Raw genomic sequence first — 17,227 nt, 5'->3', positions numbered from 1 at the left:
GTCTGCGGCCTTCAGATCAGGCGTTGGGTCAGTTTGCGGAATTCGGGAAAGACGTCGCCCAGCAGCGATTGCGGCCAGGGAATGTGCAGCATGTTGTGGAACAGGAACAGGATGCCGCCGAGAAACGGGATCAGGATCAGGATCGCGTGGAACGGGCGCACCTTGCCCTCGATCAGCATGTAGCACAGGGCAAAGACCGCGATGGCGGGAACCATGCCGATCAGCTTGACGCCGATGACGAGACCGGCAAGCCAGGCCGCCTGCTTCACCACCGCTGGCAAGGGCTCGCTCTGGTCGGTGCGCAGCGGCGGGATCTTGCCCAGCGCGCGAAAGACGAAGTACCCGACCGCCGCGATCAGCCCGCCGACGGCAACGGTCTGCGGCAGCATCCTGGCAGGCGCGGGCCAGCCCGCGGCACTGAAGTAGACATAGACCATCAGCGCCACCGCAACGCCCCACATGGTCAGGTCCGACACCAGCTCGGACCTGCTGGCATGGGTCGCGCCACCGCCGTCGGTCTTCGCAGAGGCCGACCCGAGCTGCGACTGGCGCGTGTTCCACATGGGCAGGAAGCGCACCACCAGCGGGCGCAGCAGTAGGAACGCGATCATCACCGTGACCACGAAGGGCAGGGGCTGCAGCATCCAGCCGAAGCCATAGCGCAATTGCGAGATGAACAGGTAGTTCTCGACCAGCCCGCCCAGCACGAAGGCCAGGATCAGCGGCGGGCGCGGCCAGTTCAGCCGCTTCATCACCCAGCCCAGCAGGCCGAAGCCCAGAAGCACGATCAGGTCGGCATAGTCCTTGGCGCCCTGATAGGCCCCGATGATCATGATGCCGAAGACCAGCGGCACCAGCAGTCCGGCGCGGACCATGGCGACCTTGGCGAACTGACCCGCGAGGCCGAAACAGATGCCTGCACCAAGGATGTTTGCCAGCGCCACGGTCCAGATCAGCGTGAAGGTCACATCGAGTTGCGCATCGAGCATGTTGGGTCCGGGCGCGATGCCGTGGATCAGGAACGCGCCCAGCAGAATGGCCATCGAGGCGGACCCCGGCACGCCGAAGGCCAGCGTCGGCACCAGCGCGCCGCCCTCCTTGGCGTTGTTGGCGCTTTCCGACGCGATGACGCCGCGCACATCGCCCTTGCCGAAGGTCTCGCGCGCGCCCGGGACGGTGCGGGCCGCGTAGCCGTAGGATATCCAGTCGATGACGTTCGCCCCGAGCCCGGGGATCGACCCGAGGAACGTGCCGATGCTCGAACAGCGCAGGACCAGCCACCAGTTGCGGAACGCGTCGCGCGCACCTTCAAGCTGGTCCCAGGGGGACATCTTGTGACCTTCCCGCGCGATCGCCCGCTTCGAGGCCCCGAGATCGATCATTTCCGGCACCGCGAAGAGCCCGAGCGCGACGGGCACCAGGCTCAGCCCGTCCCAGAGGTAGAAGGTGCCGAATGTCCAGCGCAACTCTCCGGTCTGGGGCTCGTCGCCGATGGTGGCAAGCAGCAGACCGACCGCGGTCGCGACAAGCCCCTTGAACAGCGCGCCGTGGCTCAAAGACACCACCAGCGTCAGGCCCAGAAGACAGATCGCCAGCAGTTCGGGCGTGCCGATGGCCATGATGAACGGCCGCAGGATCGGAATCGACATCGCGAGGACGACCGCACCGAACAGGCCGCCGCAGACCGAGGCGGTGAAGGCCGCGCCAAAGGCGCGCCCGGCCTCGCCCTTCTTGGCCATCGGGTGCCCGTCAAGGACGGTCGCCGCAGAGCCCGAGGTGCCGGGAACGCCAAACAGGACGGCGGGGATCGTGTCGGAGGTGGTGGTTACCGACTGCACGCCCACCAGAAAGGCAAGCGCGGTGTAGGGATCCATCGAGAAGGTAAACGGCAGAAGTAGCGCAAGTCCGACAAGACCGCCGATTCCGGGAATGACGCCGATCATCAGGCCCAGGATCGTCCCAAGCGCAACGAAAACCAGCCGCGCTGGATCTGCGATAATCAACAGCGCCTCCAGAGCCGCTTCGATCATACGAAATCCTCCCTTGACGCAAGACCGGACCAGCTGCTTGCCGAACATCGATCGGGCCGATTGCACTTCCTCATAATGTATGACAGTATTACTTACAACCGATTTGTGGTGCGCCGCGACATCCGCCGCGTTGCCGATCGGTGCAAGCCGCAGGCCGGGGGTGCCCCCGATGCGGGCTATCGTGAAGGGAGGATCAACATGAAGTTCGGACACATTTTCCGCTCGGCGGCTGCGATCGGCGCGGTTGCGGCGACGGCGGCCTGGATGCCGCAGGACGCGGCGGCGCAATCTCTTGAGGAGGTCTATGACGGCGAAACGCTGACCATCATGGTCGGGCACCCGCCCGGTGGCTCCTACGACCTGTACGCCCAGCTCGCTGCCGAGTTCATGGGCGCGCATATTCCCGGCGATCCGAACGTCATCGTCCAGCACATGCCCGGCGGCGGCGGTCGCAAGGGGGCCGCGTTCTTTCTGAACAACACCGACCCCGACGGGCTGACCGTGGGCATCTTCCCCGACAGCCTGGGCCACATCCAGCATCTGCGTCCGGACGCGGCAAGCTGGGACGCCGCCAAATTCCGGTACATCGGTCGCTTCTCGACCGCCAACGCCGCCTTCGCGGTCCGCGCCGACAAGATCGATACCGCCGAGGACATGCGCGATACCGAGGTCATCGTGGCGTGCACGGGGCGCAACGCGCGCTCGGCGCAGCAGGCCGCGGCGATGAAGAACGCGGCCGGGATGAAACTGCGCCTGATCTGCGGATATGACGGCTCGCAGGCCACTGTGCTCGCTGCGCTGCGCGGCGAAGCGGACATGCTGTCGCAGAACTGGGCCTCCTTCGTGTCCGATCCGGGCGACCTCGGGGACGGGACGCTCAAGATCGTGGTCCAGACCGGGCTGGAGCGGGACCCCGACCTTCAGGACGTACCGCTGATGCAGGACCTCACCGACGATCCCAAAGGCAAGGCGGTGCTGCGCTATCTCGGGGCCTCGGCACCGATCGGGCGGTCCATGATGATCCATCCCGACACGCCCGAATACATCATCGAGGGGCTGCGCGAGGCGTTCCAGGCGATGATCACCGACGAGGATTTCCTGGCCGCCGCCGAACAGCGCAAGGCGATCATCAACGCCGCCTCCGGCGAAGAGATGGAAGCGGTGATGGCCGAGATCATGGGCGCGAGCGAGGAACTGCTTGCCGATGTCAGGGCGGCCATCGATACCTCCGACGCGGAAGATGCCAAATAAGCACCATGGCCAGCGACACGTGCGCTGGCCGGGCAACCCGAGAACACGCACTGTTCCCGTCGCCGGGAACGGCGCTCCATGAATGGTGAGAGACGATGTCGAACGCGCGCAGGACCCAGGCCCCCATCGATCTGCAGGATCACCTGGCACGGCTGGAACAGCGGGGGCTGCTGACACGTATCGCACGCCCCATCGACAAGGACAGCGAACTGCATCCCCTGGCGCGCTGGCAGTTCCAGGGCGGTATCCCCGCCGAGGATCGCAAGGCGTTCCTGTTCAGCGACGTGATCGACGGCAAGGGCAAGCGCTACGACATCCCGGTCACGGTCGGAGCGCTGGCCGCCAACGCAGAGATCTATGCCGCGGGTCTTGGCGTGCCCGAGGCCGAGATCGGCGAGGTTTGGGTGCGCGCGATGCAGACCCCGATCCCGCCCGTCACCGTGACCGATGCGCCCTGCCAGGAGGTCGTCATGACGGGCGACGATCTGACCCGCGACGGCGGCGGGATGGCCGCCTTGCCAGTGCCTATCTCGACCCCGGGATTCGATGCGGCACCGTATCTGACGGCGACGCTTGTCGTCACCAGAGACCCGGAGTCCGGCATCCGCAACATGGGCACCTATCGCGGCCAGTTGAAGGCCCGCGACCGCCTGGGCGTGCGGATGGCCAGTCGGCTGGGCGGCGCAGGCGGCTACCAGCACTGGCTGAAATACAAGGCGCGCGGCGAAAAGATGCCGGTGGCCATCGTCATCGGTTGCGCCCCGGCGGTGCTGTTCACCGGCCCGCAGAAGCTGCCCATCGATCAGGACGAGATGGCGGTCGCGGGCGGGCTGATCGGCGCGCCGGTGCGGACCGTCAGATGCAAGACCGTCGATCTTGAAGTGCCCGCCGATGCGGAAATCGTGATCGAGGGCGAGATCGCCACCGAATACCTTGAACCCGAAGGCCCGTTTGGCGAAAGCCACGGCCATGTGGCGCTTGAAGACTTCAACATGTCGATGCAGATCACCGCGATCACCATGAAGAAGAAGCCGGTCTTCGTCTCGATCGTCAGCCAGGTCACGCCAAGCGAAAGCTCGACCCTGAAAAAGGTGGCCTACGAGCCGCTCTATCTTGAACACCTCAGGCATGCGCTGAACGTCAAGGGCATCAAGCGCGTGGTGATGCACGAACCGCTGACCAACATCCGCAAGGTGATCTTCCTGCAGTTCGACCGCAGCGCGCCGCAGACCGAGATCTGGCGCGGCCTGCAGGGTGCCGCTGCCTTGCAGGCGCAATGCGGCAAGGTGGTGATCGCGGTGTCGGAAGACATCGAGCCCAACAACGCCGACGCGATCTTCTGGTCCATCGCCTACCGGGCGAACCTGTCGACGGATATTCACGTCACGCCCTATCGCTCGGGCGGGCACGGGCCGAAGTCGGGGCGGGGCAGTTCGGACTCGACCCTGATGATCGATGCGACCCTTAAAGCGGACATGCCGCCGCTGGCCCTGCCGCGAGAGCCCTACATGACCCGGGCGCGCGAGATCTGGGAAGAGCTGCAACTGCCGCGCCTGACGCCGCAACCGCCCTGGCACGGCTACGAGCTGGGCGACTGGTCCGACCTCTGGTCGGAATACGCCGACCGCGCGGTCGCGGGCGACTGGGAGGCCAACGGCGCGCTCACGCGTGCCCGCCAGCGGGGCGGCATGAAGCCCGAAACGCCGACGCGGGACATCGAAGAGACCGGGCAGTGAGGCACGCGCATGGCCGATGACGGAAAGCGCGGGCTGCCCAACATCGCATTCGCGCTGGCGCTTGGTGCCGCCGCCGGGCTGCTGTTCAACTGGGCGACGCTGCCGCTGCCCTGGATGCTGGGACCGATGATCGCGAACACACTCGCCGCGGTGCTGCGGCTTCCGGTGGCCTCGCCCGGGCGCGCGCGTCCTTACGTGGTGGTGGTGATCGGTGTCATGCTGGGGTCGGGCTTTACCCCCGAGATCTTCGATCAACTGGGTGTCTGGTCGCTCTCGTTTCTGTTTCTCGCGGTGTATATCGCCGTCAGCGGCGCGATCGTCATTCCCTATTACCGCTATTTCGGGGGCTTCGATCTGCCCACCGCCTATTTCGCGGGGATGCCGGGCGGGCTCAACGAGATGATGATCGTCGGCAAGGAGATGGGGGGCGACGAGCGGTCCATCGTGCTGGCGCATGCCAGCCGGATCGTCGTCGTGGTGGCGCTGGTTGCGGTCTGGTTTCGGCTCATCCAGCATGTGGACCTGTCGAACCGCACGCAATTCGGCACGCCGCTGATGAGCATCCCCGCAATCGAACTTGTCGTGCTTTTCGTAGCGGGGGTCACCGGGTACTTTCTGGGCAAGGTGTTGCGGCTTCCGGCACCGATGCTGCTGGGGCCGATGATCGTCAGCGCCATGGTCCATCTGGTCGGCCTGACCGACAGCCCGCCGCCGCAAGAACTGGTCATCGTCGCGCAGGTCTTTCTCGGAACGATCATCGGGTGCCGGTTCGTCGGGGCCTCGCCGCGCATGATCCTGCGCGCGATCGGTCTCAGCATAGGGGCGACGGTGCTCATGCTGATCGTCACCTTCGCCTTCGCGGGTCTGCTGTTTGGTCTGTTCAACCAGACGCTGGAACAGGTCGTTCTGGCCTATTCGCCCGGGGGGCTTGCGGAAATGAGCCTTGTCGCTCTGGCGATTGACGCCGACATCGCCTACGTAGCAAGCCACCATCTTTTGCGTATCAGCATGATCGTTCTGATCGCACCGATCGTCTTCAAGGCGATCAAAGGCGGCGGTTGGCGTGGCGGACGGTAACACCGCGCGGAAATGATGGAGGGCAAGTAGCATGTCAGAAATGAAAACCGGCGGATTGTCCCCCATTCAATTCCAGCCCGCCCCGTTGCGCGCAAAGATCATCGAAGCGATGCGCCGTGCGATAGAGCAGGGCGATCTCAGGCCCGGGGATCGGCTGGTCGAAAAGTCCCTGTGCGAGCAGCTTGGGGTCAGCCGCACCTCGCTGCGTGAAGCGCTGCGCGAACTCGAGGCCGAAGGCGTCGTGGCGCAACTTGGCGCGCGGGGCCTGACCGTCGTCAAGATCTCGCGCCGGGACGCCGAGAATATCTACCGCATTCGCGCCGACATCGAAGCGCTGATCATCGCGCAATTCCTCGACAAGGCGGACGCGCAGTCGCGGGACCGGGCGGGCACGCTGTGCGACAACATCATCGCTGCCTATGAGAGCGGCGACCTGATGCCGATCGTCGATGCCAAGCGCGCGCTTTACGATTTTGTCTGCGATGTGGCAGACAACCGGGTCGCGCACGAGTTGCTGAGCCGCCTGACCCTGCGCACTGCCCAGCTTCGTAGTCAGTCGGTGGTGCGCGCGGCACGGCAACGCCAATCCATCGAGGAAATCCGCGCGCTCAAGGCCGCGATCCTCGCGTATGATGGGGACGCCGCTGCCCTTGCCGCGCGATCCCATGTGGAAAACGCAGCGCGGTCGGCCTTGCCGTTCGTGACCGAGACGGATGGCGATGACTGATCGGCCCGATGTCGCGGACGCACTCTGGGACTTCGCGCTGAGGGTCTATGGCGGCGACGACGTGTCAACCTGCTGTTTGACCTTGCAGGACAGTTTCGGTGCGGATGTGCCGGTTCTTCTGACCGCGCTCTGGATGGCGCGGCGCGGCGCGGTGCTCGATGCGTCGGGCATGGCGCTGGTCGAGGCCCGGATCGGCGCGTGGCGCAGCGAAACAGTCCAACCCTTGCGCGCGCTTCGGCGTCGCCTGAAGTCGGGGGCCCTGGTGGCAGGCTTCGACGGGACAGAGGCGCTCAGATCCGAGGTCAAGCGCGCCGAACTTCACGCCGAAAAGATCCAGTTGGCAGCCTTGGCGTTCTGGGTGGACCAGACATTTCCGGCGACGGGGCAGGGGGCCGTTCGCGACAACCTTGCCGCTGCACTGGCGCATTATTCCGGCGGCGCGGACATTCCCGAACGGCTGATCGCCCCGCTCGTGACCGCGGCAGAGGCCGCCTGACGGGGCAGGAGCGCCTTTCAGGACAGCAGGGTCAGGCCGCCCTGATGGGACACCGCCCTGGCGGTCGTGACAGCGCAAAGATGCGCGCGAAAGGCCGCACTGGCGTGCATGTCGGACATCATGGTCCCGGTGCCGATCCGCAGCGCCCGAAGCGCGGCCTCTTCGAAGCACCCGTCAAGCGCCGCCTCCGCCTCGGACCACCGGAACACGCCATCGTTGCCCGCGCCGGTGATCGCGACCCGCACGCCGTCGGGGTATCGCGCGACAAGGCTTGCCGCCAGCGCATAACGCGACGCCGGGTTGCGCATCTTGGCATATCCCGCGCTGTCGGGGACCCGGAAAGCGATGCGGGTGATGATCTCGCCCGCGTCGAGCGCGGTTGTGAACATGCCCTGAAAGAAGTCGTCCGCCGCGATCTGCCGCGCGGTCGTGTGGACCGTCGCGCGCAGCGCCAGCACTGCGGACGGGTAATCGGCGGCAGGGTCGTTGTTGGCGACCGATCCGCCCAGGGTACCACGGTGGCGCACCTGGGGATCGCCGATCGAGCCCGCCATCCGGGCCAGCGCCGGGATCGTCTCTTGCACCAGGGCAGAGGCCGCCACGTCGGCATGGGTTTCCGCCGCGCCGATGATCAGCCGGTCGCCGTCGCGCTGGATGCCGCGCAAGTCCGGGATCCCGGACAGGTGCACCAGCCGGTCGGGGGCGGCCAGACGGTTCTTCATCGTCGGCAGCAGCGAATGACCGCCAGCCAGATAGGTCGCATCCTCGGCGCCGTCGAACGCCGCGCGGGCATCGTCCAGCGTCGTCGCGCGGTGGTAGGTGAAGGCATACATCATCGTCGTACTACTCCGCCGCGCGTTTCATCTGCTCCGCGGCATCAAGCACCGCCTTGACGATATTGTGGTAGCCGGTGCAGCGGCAAAGATTGCCTTCGAGCTGATGGCGCACCAGTGTCGCGTCCACATCGGTGCCGTACCGGTCGAGGATGTTGACCGCGGCCATGATCATCCCCGGCGTGCAAAACCCGCATTGCAGGGCATGCTGCGTGCAGAACGCCTGTTGAACCGGGTGCAGGGTGTCGCCATCGGCCAGACCTTCGATGGTGCGCACTTCGGCGCCATCGGCCATCACCGCCAGCACCGTGCAGCTCTTGACCGATTGCCCGTCGAGGATGACGGTGCAGGCCCCGCATTGCGAGGTATCGCAGCCGACATGGGTGCCGGTCAGGGCAAGCTCGCCGCGCAGGAAGTCGACCAGCAAGGTCCGGTCCTCGACGTCGGCGTGACGCGGAAGGCCGTTGACGGTTATGGTGACGTCACTCATCCCGGGCCTCGTTGCGAATGGCCTCGAGGAGCGACAGGTCGAGGTAGCGATCGAGACCGGACAGCACGCGACCGCCCGACCCGTGGCGGCTGCGCAGGTCGAGCACGCAGGCCATTCCCTCGGGCAGGATATCGCCGCCGGGGGTCAGCCCCGATGTCGGGTCGAGCAGGCTGGCCATCACCGGAGCCACCGCCTGCGGCTTGATGGCGGGCATGTGCTTTTGCAGATGCGCCGCCGCGGCGTCGCGGTTGGCGGGGTCGCGCACCCAGTCCAGCGCTGTCAGGTATCCGCGCATGAAGGCGGCAAGGGCGTTCTTGTGGTCGCGCAAGTAGCCGCGATTGGCCGCCATCACGCCGCCCTGATAAGAGCGCAGGATGTCGGTCGATTTCTGCAAGACGTTGAAGCCCGCCCGCGTCGCCAGGGTGGTAAATGGCTCGATCGTCAGGGTGCCCGCATGCGCGCCCGCCTGCACCGAATGCCACCGCTGGGGGGTTGCGCCCACGGCCACGTAGTCGGTGTCGTTTTTCGACAGGCCCGCGCGTTCGAGCATCTCGGTCAGCACGAAGGCAAAGCCGGTATCCTTGGCGTCGAGCGCGATGGAGCGCCCACGCAGGTCCTCGAACCGCGTCACATCCGGCGCGACGATCAGGCTGAGTTCAAGCTGCGTGGCCCCCATCACCACGACGTAATCGGGGTCGACGTCCGGTCCCGCCGCGCCTTGCCCCTCGGTATAGGCGACGACATTGTCAAACGCCGTCATCGCCACGTCGAATGCGCCCGCGGACACCTGTTCGGCCTGATAGATGCTCGACGGGGTCAGTTCAATCTCGACCGCGACGCCTTCGGCGTCGAAGAACCCCTCTTCCAGGGCGGCGAAGATGGGCAGGTTCGGCGCGCCGGGAAAGGCGATGACGCGGGTCTTGTGCTGCGCATGGGTCATGCTGTCGGGGTCTCCTTTCACGAGCGGGCAGAGGTCGCGGACAGCGCCTGCCACAGACGCTCCGGTGTGACTGGCATCGAGATATCCCGCACGCCGAGAGGGCGCAGCGCATCGAGCACGGCCAGCGTCACGGTGGCCAGTGCGGGCGTCGTGCCGCCTTCGCCGCCCGCCTTGACGCCGAACGGGTTGGTGGGCGACAGCACTTCCGAGATTTCGCAGTCGAAGAACGGCACGCTGTCCGCGCGCGGCAGCCCGTAATCCATCAGCGATCCGGCCAAGGGCTGACCCGAATCCGGATCGATCGGGCAGTTTTCCCACATCGCCTGACCGACGCCCTGGGCGATGCCGCCATGGCTTTGGCCATGTACGATCAGCGGGTTGATGCAGCGGCCCACATCGTCGATCGAGGCATAGCGCGTCACCGCGATCTGGCAGGTGACGGGGTCGATCTCGACCTCGCAGATGGCGGTGCCGTTCGGAAAGACCGGGGCGTGCATCTCGTTCGTGCGGGCCGCGAACAGCGGCTCTTCGGGGGTCGAGAGGTCGGCCAGCGTGACCTTCTGGTTCGACTCCCGGTGCGAAAAGGCCCCATCCTCGAAGTCCAGTTCTTCGGGCGGGAAGCCAAGCCGCTCGGCGGCCATCATTCGCGCCTTGGCAAGCAGATCCGCCGAGGCCATGGCCATCACCGTGCCCGCATGCCGCATGGAACGGCCGGAATGCGATCCGCCGCCGATGCTGACCTTGTCGGTGTCGCCGATGACGATCTGCACTTGTTCGACCGGTGTCTGCAACATGTCCGCGACGACCTGGGCAAAGGATGTCTCGTGCCCCTGGCCAGAGGGCTGCGTGCCGATGACGACCTCGACCTGACCGTCGGGTGCGACGGTGACCTCGGCCCGTTCCCTCGGCGATCCGATGGAGCTTTCGACATAGTTGGCAAGCCCGACGCCAAGCCGTTTGCCGCGCGCTTCGGCATCGGCACGGCGGACGTCGATGGCGCTCCAGTCGAAGATCGCCATGGCCCGGTCCATATTGGCTTCATACGTGCCGCTGTCATAGATCGACCCCGAAGCGTTGCGGTAGGGCATGTCGCTGGGCGGGATCAGATTGCGGCGGCGCAGGGCGATCTTGTCTATGCCCATCTCTTCGGCGGCGATATCCACGAGCCGCTCGATTGCATAGGTGACCTCGGGCCGCCCGGAACTGCGATAGGCCTGGGTACACATGGTATTGGTAAACACCGCGCGGGCCCGCAGATGCGCGTGCGGAATGTGATACGAGCCGGTAATCAGCCCCGACCCTTTCGACAGCGGCGACAGCGACACGCAGCGCGCCCCCACATTCGAGATGTTGTCCGCCCGCATCGCCAGGAATTTGCCGTCCGCATCAAGCGCCAGTTCGACGCGCGTGTGCAGGTCGCGCCCCTGGTAGTCGGTCAGAAACGCCTCGGACCGGGTGGCGGTGAACTTGACCGGCCGCTTGAGGCGACGCGATGCCCAGAGAACCAGGCCGAACTCCACGTAGACCCGGTTGCGCGCCCCGAAATTGCCGCCGACGTCGTAGGACAGCACCCGCAGGTCCTCGGGGTCGATGCCCAGCACCTGCGACAGTTCATGCTTTTGCCGAACCGCCCCCCCGCTGCCTGCATAAAGCGTCGAGCGACCGGTGTCGGGGTCGTAGTCGGCCAGCGCCGCGCGCGGCTCCATCGTGACGGCGGTGACGCGGTTGATGTGGAATGTCGCGCGGGCAACGTGGGCCGCTGTCGAAAACGCCGAATCGACCGATGCCCTGTCACCAAACTCGCTGTCGACAAGCGTGTTGCGGCTGACCGCGTCCCAGACCTTGGGGGCATCGTCTTTGATCGCATCGAGGCTGTCCGAGACGTGTGGCAACTCCTCCCAGTCGATTTCCACCAGCTCGGCGGCATCTTCCGCGGCGGCCCGGGACGTGGCCACAACCATCGCCACCGCTTCGCCGACATGGCGCGCCTTGTCGGTGGGCAGCAGAAGGTGCGGACCGATGAACGGCATGCTGCCATCCGGCGCGCGCAGTTTGACATCGAACCGGGTCGAGGGGACCGGGTTGTGGGGGATCGGGCCCAGCCCGTCCGCCATCGCGTCCTGCCCGGTCAGGACGGCGACCACGCCGGGCATCGCCAGCGCGGCGGTCTTGTCGATCCCCCTGATCCGGGCATGCGGGTAGGGCGCGCGGACCATGGCGGCATAACATTGCCCGGCCACCGAAAAGTCGTCCGTGAACCGGCCATGTCCGGTCACAAGGCGACGATCCTCGCGCCGTTTCAACGGCTTGCCGATGTTGCGGAAAAGGTCCACCGAGAGCGTGCCGATCCCCGATGTGGCCGCGTCATAGGCCCATCCGTCGGGCAATTCGGTGCAGGGACCGGCACGGGCAGGTGCGGCGTCCGGGGCGTCCTGCCTGCCGTTTTCATGCTCGCTCATGGCGTGAAGGTCCGACTTGATCCTATTGCTGTATGTATTAGTGTATGACAGTATGATTTTCAAGTGGCCGATTGCAGCGCGATCGGTCGACTGGACATGGCCCCTGCCGGAAGGAGCGTCGCGAAGCACATGTGGAAGATCGGCAGGTCGCAAGCTCGGGTCGAGGATGACCGGTTTCTCAAGGGCCAGGGCGCGTATGCCGCGGATCGACGGGACCCGTCGGGGCTCGAGATGGTGGTCTTGCGGTCGCCCGTTGCCGCGGGGCGGCTTCTGGGCATCGACGCAGAGGCGGCCCGGCACATGCCCGGCGTGATCGCGGTTCTGACCCCGGATGAACAGGTGGAAGACGGGCTTGGCCTGATCCTGCCCCGGCTGCGTCATCCCGGACCGGATGGCGGTGAGATGCCGCTGCCGGAGGTCAGGCCGCTGGCCACCGGACTGCTGCAATACGTGGGCCACCCGGTCGCGGTGGTCTTGGCGGAAACGCGCGTGCAAGCGGAAGACGCGGTCGATGCGATCGTGCTGGATTACACGGACCGCGCGGCGGTGGTGGACCCGCTGGAGGCGCTGAAGGAAAGCGCGCCCCGGGTCTGGCCCGATCTGCCGGACAACCGGTGTTTTCGGGTCGAAAAGGGCGATGGCGATGCGGTGGCCCGTGCCTTCGAGGCTGCGGCCCATGTGTCCCGCGCGCGGATGCGGATCAACCGGGTGACGGCGGTGGCGCTTGAACCCCGCGCCGTGGTCGCGCGCTACGATGAAGACGGCGGATACACGCTTGATGTGGGCAGCCAGACGCCGCATCGCGTGGCCTCGGACCTCGCGCCGGTTCTGAACGTGACGGCTGCGGACATCCGCGTCGTGACAGGGGACACCGGCGGGTCGTTCGGGATGAAGAACGCGGGCTACGTGGAATACGCGCTGGCGCTCTGGGCGGCGCGACGTACCGGGCGGGCGGTGTCGTGGCAGGCCACGCGCACCGAGTCGTTCCTGTCGGATGCGCATGCGCGCGATCAATGGGCCGATGTGGCGATTGCGCTTGATCGGCAGGGGCGGATCCTGGCGCTCGACGTGCATATCGTCGCGGGACTTGGTGCCTGCATGGGGTTCGCCACCACGCATCCGCCGGTTGCCAACCTCGCGGGGCTGGCCGGGGTCTATACGACGCCCGCGATCCATGTTGTCGTCGATGGCCTGTTCACCAATTGCCAGCACGTGGCCCCCTATCGCGGGGCGGGGCGTCCCGAAGCGACCTACATGATCGAGCGGATCCTCGATATCGCCGCCGCCGAGACCGGCCACGACCGGGTCGACCTGCGGCGCAGGAACCTTATCGCGGCGTCGCAGATGCCCTACGAGACACCGCTCGGCTGGATCTATGACAGCGGCGATTTCGCGGGCGTTCTCGACCGCGCCCTCAAGGCTGCGGATTGGGACGGCTTCGCGGACCGTCGGGCGGCGACCGAGACCGGGGGCCACCTGCGCGGGATCGGCATCAGCCTGCCCATCGAGATCGCCGGTGGCCCGGTCAGAAAGCCGCATCCGGAATATGCCGAACTGTCGGTCGGTGCGCAGGGCAGCGGGCGCATCGTCGTCGGCACCAGCAGCGCGGGGCAGGGGCACGAAACGGCGTTCCGGCAGCTTCTGTGTGACCGGCTCGGTCTTGATCCGGCGGCGATCGAGTTCGTTTCGGGCGATACCGGGAAGGTGGCGAAGGGAACCGGAACCTTCGGTTCGCGCAGCCTGACCGCGGCGGGGACCGCCCTTTGGCAAGCGATGGATGTGGCGATCGACCGGACCCGGCCCGTTGCCGCCGGGATGCTTGGGGTTCCCGAGGCGGACCTGACCTTCGCGGATGCGCGCTTCACGGCGTCCGACGGTCGCGCGGTCAGCTTTCTCGAAGCCATGGCGCATTCGAAATCGCATGTGGCCATCGACGTCCATGCCAGCGCCCGGGGCGCGACCTTCCCCAATGGCTGCCATATCTGCGAAGTTGTGCTCGACCCCGAGACGGGACAGGTCCGGGTCGACCGGTACTGCGTCGTCGATGATGTGGGCACGGTGCTCAACCCGATGCTTGTCAAGGGCCAGATCGCGGGTGGTGTCGCGCAGGGCATCGGCCAGGCCCTGATGGAGGACATCGCCTACGATCCCGAGACCGGGCAGCTGCTGACGGCGAGTTTCATGGACTACGCCATGCCGCGATGTGACAACCTTCCCGCCATCGGGGTATCGAGCCACCCGGTCCCGACCCTGGCCAACCCGCTCGGTGCCAAGGGCGCCGGAGAGGCCGGGACCGTGGGGGCGCTGGCCGCTTGCATCAACGCGGTGGTCGATGCTCTATCGGTAAAAGGCATCGATCACCTGGATATGCCAGCCACGCCCGGTCGGGTCTGGAACCGGCTTCGGGAGGCGGGGAAATGAAGGCATCCGGCCCAAAAAAGCGGCTCATCATCGCGATAACCGGTGCCTCCGGGGTGATCTATGGCATCCGGGCCCTGCAATTGCTGAAATCGGTGCCGGATATCGAAACCCACGCGATCATATCGCCCTCTGCCTTCCGGACCGCGCAAGACGAGGTGGACATGTCGCAGGCCGAGATGAAGGCCTTGCCGGATGTGTTTTACAACCAGAAGGACATCGGGGCGTCGTTGTCGTCGGGCTCGTTTCAGACCATGGGCATGTTGGTTGCGCCCTGCACGGTCAAGACCTTGTCCAATATCGCCACCTGCAACGCCGGCGAGCTGATCCCGCGGGCGGCGGATGTCTGCCTGAAGGAACGCCGCCGCCTTGTGCTGATGTTCCGCGAAACGCCGCTGCATCCGGGCCATATCGCGCTGATGGACCAGGCGACGCGGAACGGGGCGATCATCATGCCGCCGGTCCCGGCCTTCTACAGCAAGCCCAGGACCCTGATGGAAATGGTCGACCAATCCGTCGGTCGGGCGCTCGATCTGTTCGACATTCACATGACCCATGTGCGCCGCTGGACCGAAGAGGGTGCGCCGTGACGATCCTGCGCAGGGGGACCCGGTGGCGCGACGATGCGGGCTGTCGCCTTGATGCCTGAATGGCCGCGCGGGCGCGCGGCTCACCTGCCGTAGAAAAAGCGTTGATGGTCGCAGGGACAGGATCCGAGGTCGATCTTTCCAAGGCGCACTTGCCCACCCATGTCGGACATGGCCGCCGCGATCTGGCGCAAGGTGTAAGGGGCGGTGCCGAAGATCATTTCGTCAAACCGGGCGCGCAGCGCAGGGCGGCCGGGATCGATTTGCAACACGAGCCCCGCCGGTGTCCCGCACTGTTGCACCACCAGCCAGCGGGACCGGTCGCCTGTGCCATAAAGGTCCGCGACCTCGAAATAGACGATGCCGTTGGCAAAGGTATCCGGCAGGACCGACTGGGCGGTCGGAGGTTCCGCTTCATCCGGGTTGAGGAACCGCCCCAGTTCGGGCACGAACCGGCAGGCCATCGGTGGTGTGAGCGCGCTGGCGGACGGGCCGAACCCACCAGGCACCAGCAGCGCCAAAAGCGCCGCGACAGGGGGTCTGAACGTCGCCATGGCCATGGTCCTCAGTCCGATCCGGTGTTGTCTATCATCGCGCGCACCACCAGATGCAGCAGTTCATCCGCTGGCGCGGCCTCGCATTGTCTGATCGTCTCGATATAGATCTGTTGCCCGCCGACCTGCTCGATGGTGTCGCTGAACGCAGGCGCCCGGATGAAGGTCGACAGGCTCCAGGCGCCCAGGATCCAGCCGATCAGCGCCGATTTGTCCTGCCCGCCATCGCTCATGGCGACCGCGACGGCCTTGTCGCAGGTCCAGGTGCCCGGACCCATCGCGTACCCGTCCTTGTCGGCCAGCGTGACCTGTTGCGCCATCGCCGGGGATGCGAACAGCAAGAGGCCAGAGAGCAGCACCTGTGTCATCGCGGCAGGTCTGAACCAGGGGCGGAGGCGCAGGGCAGGCCGCGGCATGCCGGGGACGCTTCGGGCGGTCGATTGCGGGCGGGTCCACAAGGCCCGCGCCATGGGGGAACCGGCCGGCCTCATTGCAGCGCGCTGATGAACAGCGCGTCGATATCGCCCCGCGGCACGAAATCCCGCACGGTCTTTTCGAAGCGCGTGGGCGCGGTCTTTTTCAGACCGTCGACACACAGGCTGACCATGTTCGCAGGGTCCTCCTTGTCCACGATCAGCTTGAAGCTGCCGATCGGACCCTGCCAGTTCGCGCCCGTGGTCAGCACGTATCGCACCTGTGTGGCCACCACCGCGCCCATCTGCGAGGCGGCGATGCGGTTGCGCAGTCCGGCCTGTTCGGCCTCGGTCATGCAATGATCCGCCGGATCGATTTCGCCACTGGCGGGGTCATAGACGAAGAACTGCCCGGCGATCGGGACATAACTGTGCCGCACATGCACCGATTGTCCCGGCGGAAAATCCTCGGCCCAGAAATAGGCGGCTTTGATCGTCCATCGCGGCTCAGGCTCGGTGCCATCATACCAGCGCACGATATCGGCCTTTTCGGCCCACTGCCTCGCGTTCTGCGGCAGGGCGCGCAGGCTGGCGGTAATCGCGTCGTAGTCGAGCGAGCCGATGGGCACATCGTAATTCTGCAGGAACTGCGTGACATCTATCCCGTTGCGCATGGCCTTGACCTCGAGCTGCGGGACGATCTCTGCGCCATCGACCCAGACCCGGAAGGCGCTGCGCGACTGCACCGTGTCGCCCGCCCCGCCAAGCACGCTTTCACCCAGCCACGCCAGGTCGTATTCCGGCAGCGGGAAGGCCACCAGCGTTGAAAACCCGATGTCGTCGGCGGCCCGGAAGACATAGCTGACATCGATCTTCGACGGCGACAGGTACAACTCTTCCGAGACGATTTCGACCGGCACATCGCGCACGAGGCGCAGGCCGCCCGCCTCGAGCACCGCGGCGGAATCGTTGGCGGTGACGGCGACAGGCAGACCGAGCAGCCCGCAGGCGGCGGCCATAAACATGGATCTCATGAAGGGGTCCTCTGGATTTGTGTGCCCCCAGGTGTCGCCGGGGTCTGCAGTTTCGACAACGGGCTTTGCTGGCGCGACCGGACATCGTCGGATTACCGCATGCGCCCCGGCCCCGTATTCGCCCTTGGATGATAATTTGCCTCTCGACCAAGGGCCTTGATCCAAATCACGCGGTATGCGCA

General features: G+C 66.1%; 15 protein-coding genes. 7 read left to right on the top strand and 8 right to left on the bottom strand.

Features of this window, described 5'->3' with window-relative positions; translation table 11 throughout:
• Window positions 1-11 precede the first annotated feature (11 nt).
• Complete coding sequence (locus tag ACXYMN_RS02815) at window positions 12-2,030, bottom strand: tripartite tricarboxylate transporter permease (protein WP_459011891.1); 2,019 nt, start codon at window positions 2,028-2,030, stop codon at window positions 12-14.
• 198 nt (window positions 2,031-2,228) lie between these two features.
• Here ACXYMN_RS02815 and ACXYMN_RS02810 point away from each other — a divergent pair, with 198 nt between their 5' ends.
• The 5 genes from ACXYMN_RS02810 to ACXYMN_RS02790 all read left to right on the top strand — a co-directional run bounded on the left by ACXYMN_RS02810 (window position 2,229) and on the right by ACXYMN_RS02790 (window position 7,317).
• Window positions 2,229-3,281, top strand: a complete 1,053-nt coding sequence (locus ACXYMN_RS02810; RefSeq protein ID WP_459011890.1) for a Bug family tripartite tricarboxylate transporter substrate binding protein — start codon at window positions 2,229-2,231, stop codon at window positions 3,279-3,281.
• A 95-nt stretch (window positions 3,282-3,376) separates the two neighbouring features.
• The gene (locus tag ACXYMN_RS02805; RefSeq protein ID WP_459011889.1) at window positions 3,377-5,017 is read left to right on the top strand and encodes a UbiD family decarboxylase; all 1,641 of its coding nucleotides are present in this window, start codon (window positions 3,377-3,379) and stop codon (window positions 5,015-5,017) included.
• A gap of 9 nt (window positions 5,018-5,026) precedes the next feature.
• Window positions 5,027-6,094, top strand: a complete 1,068-nt coding sequence (locus ACXYMN_RS02800) for an AbrB family transcriptional regulator (protein ID WP_459011888.1) — start codon at window positions 5,027-5,029, stop codon at window positions 6,092-6,094.
• Window positions 6,095-6,125: 31 nt separating this feature from the next.
• Window positions 6,126-6,821 carry a GntR family transcriptional regulator gene (locus tag ACXYMN_RS02795; RefSeq protein WP_459011887.1) on the top strand — a complete coding sequence of 232 codons (696 nt, stop codon included), beginning with the start codon at window positions 6,126-6,128 and terminating at the stop codon, window positions 6,819-6,821.
• The gene (locus ACXYMN_RS02790) at window positions 6,814-7,317 is read left to right on the top strand and encodes a TIGR02444 family protein (RefSeq protein WP_459011886.1); all 504 of its coding nucleotides are present in this window, start codon (window positions 6,814-6,816) and stop codon (window positions 7,315-7,317) included. The genes ACXYMN_RS02795 and ACXYMN_RS02790 overlap by 8 nt, the downstream gene beginning before the upstream one ends.
• A gap of 17 nt (window positions 7,318-7,334) precedes the next feature.
• Here ACXYMN_RS02790 and ACXYMN_RS02785 read toward each other — a convergent pair whose 3' ends face one another.
• From ACXYMN_RS02785 to ACXYMN_RS02770, 4 genes are read right to left on the bottom strand one after another with little or no spacing between them, the layout of a single operon-like run.
• Window positions 7,335-8,153, bottom strand: coding sequence for an FAD binding domain-containing protein (locus ACXYMN_RS02785; protein ID WP_459011885.1), 819 nt, complete (start codon window positions 8,151-8,153; stop codon window positions 7,335-7,337).
• Between the two features lie 7 nt (window positions 8,154-8,160).
• Window positions 8,161-8,640, bottom strand: a complete 480-nt coding sequence (locus ACXYMN_RS02780; protein WP_459011884.1) for a (2Fe-2S)-binding protein — start codon at window positions 8,638-8,640, stop codon at window positions 8,161-8,163.
• Window positions 8,633-9,580 carry an ABC transporter substrate-binding protein gene (locus ACXYMN_RS02775; protein WP_459011883.1) on the bottom strand — a complete coding sequence of 316 codons (948 nt, stop codon included), beginning with the start codon at window positions 9,578-9,580 and terminating at the stop codon, window positions 8,633-8,635. The genes ACXYMN_RS02780 and ACXYMN_RS02775 overlap by 8 nt, the downstream gene beginning before the upstream one ends.
• Window positions 9,581-9,597: 17 nt before the next feature.
• Entirely contained in the window at window positions 9,598-12,039 is a 2,442-nt protein-coding gene (locus ACXYMN_RS02770; RefSeq protein WP_459011882.1) for a xanthine dehydrogenase family protein molybdopterin-binding subunit, read from the bottom strand.
• Window positions 12,040-12,168: 129 nt separating this feature from the next.
• On the opposite strand from ACXYMN_RS02770, the gene ACXYMN_RS02765 reads away from it, so the two are divergent.
• Window positions 12,169-14,460, top strand: coding sequence for a xanthine dehydrogenase family protein molybdopterin-binding subunit (locus ACXYMN_RS02765; RefSeq protein ID WP_459011881.1), 2,292 nt, complete (start codon window positions 12,169-12,171; stop codon window positions 14,458-14,460).
• Window positions 14,457-15,047 carry a UbiX family flavin prenyltransferase gene (locus ACXYMN_RS02760; protein ID WP_459011880.1) on the top strand — a complete coding sequence of 197 codons (591 nt, stop codon included), beginning with the start codon at window positions 14,457-14,459 and terminating at the stop codon, window positions 15,045-15,047. The genes ACXYMN_RS02765 and ACXYMN_RS02760 overlap by 4 nt, the downstream gene beginning before the upstream one ends.
• A gap of 80 nt (window positions 15,048-15,127) precedes the next feature.
• On the opposite strand, the gene ACXYMN_RS02755 is transcribed toward ACXYMN_RS02760, so the two are convergent.
• The 3 genes from ACXYMN_RS02755 to ACXYMN_RS02745 form a co-directional block, all read right to left on the bottom strand.
• Window positions 15,128-15,598, bottom strand: coding sequence for a hypothetical protein (locus tag ACXYMN_RS02755; RefSeq protein ID WP_459011879.1), 471 nt, complete (start codon window positions 15,596-15,598; stop codon window positions 15,128-15,130).
• An 11-nt stretch (window positions 15,599-15,609) separates the two neighbouring features.
• A complete protein-coding gene (locus ACXYMN_RS02750; protein WP_459011878.1) occupies window positions 15,610-15,966 on the bottom strand; it encodes a 5'-methylthioadenosine phosphorylase in 357 nt (118 codons plus the stop codon).
• Between the two features lie 119 nt (window positions 15,967-16,085).
• Window positions 16,086-17,045, bottom strand: a complete 960-nt coding sequence (locus ACXYMN_RS02745; protein WP_459011876.1) for a DUF4424 family protein — start codon at window positions 17,043-17,045, stop codon at window positions 16,086-16,088.
• Window positions 17,046-17,227 lie beyond the last annotated feature (182 nt).

It is taken from the genome of Roseivivax sp. CAU 1753 (genome assembly GCF_054482575.1).
This window is presented reverse-complemented; position numbering and strand designations above follow the sequence as displayed.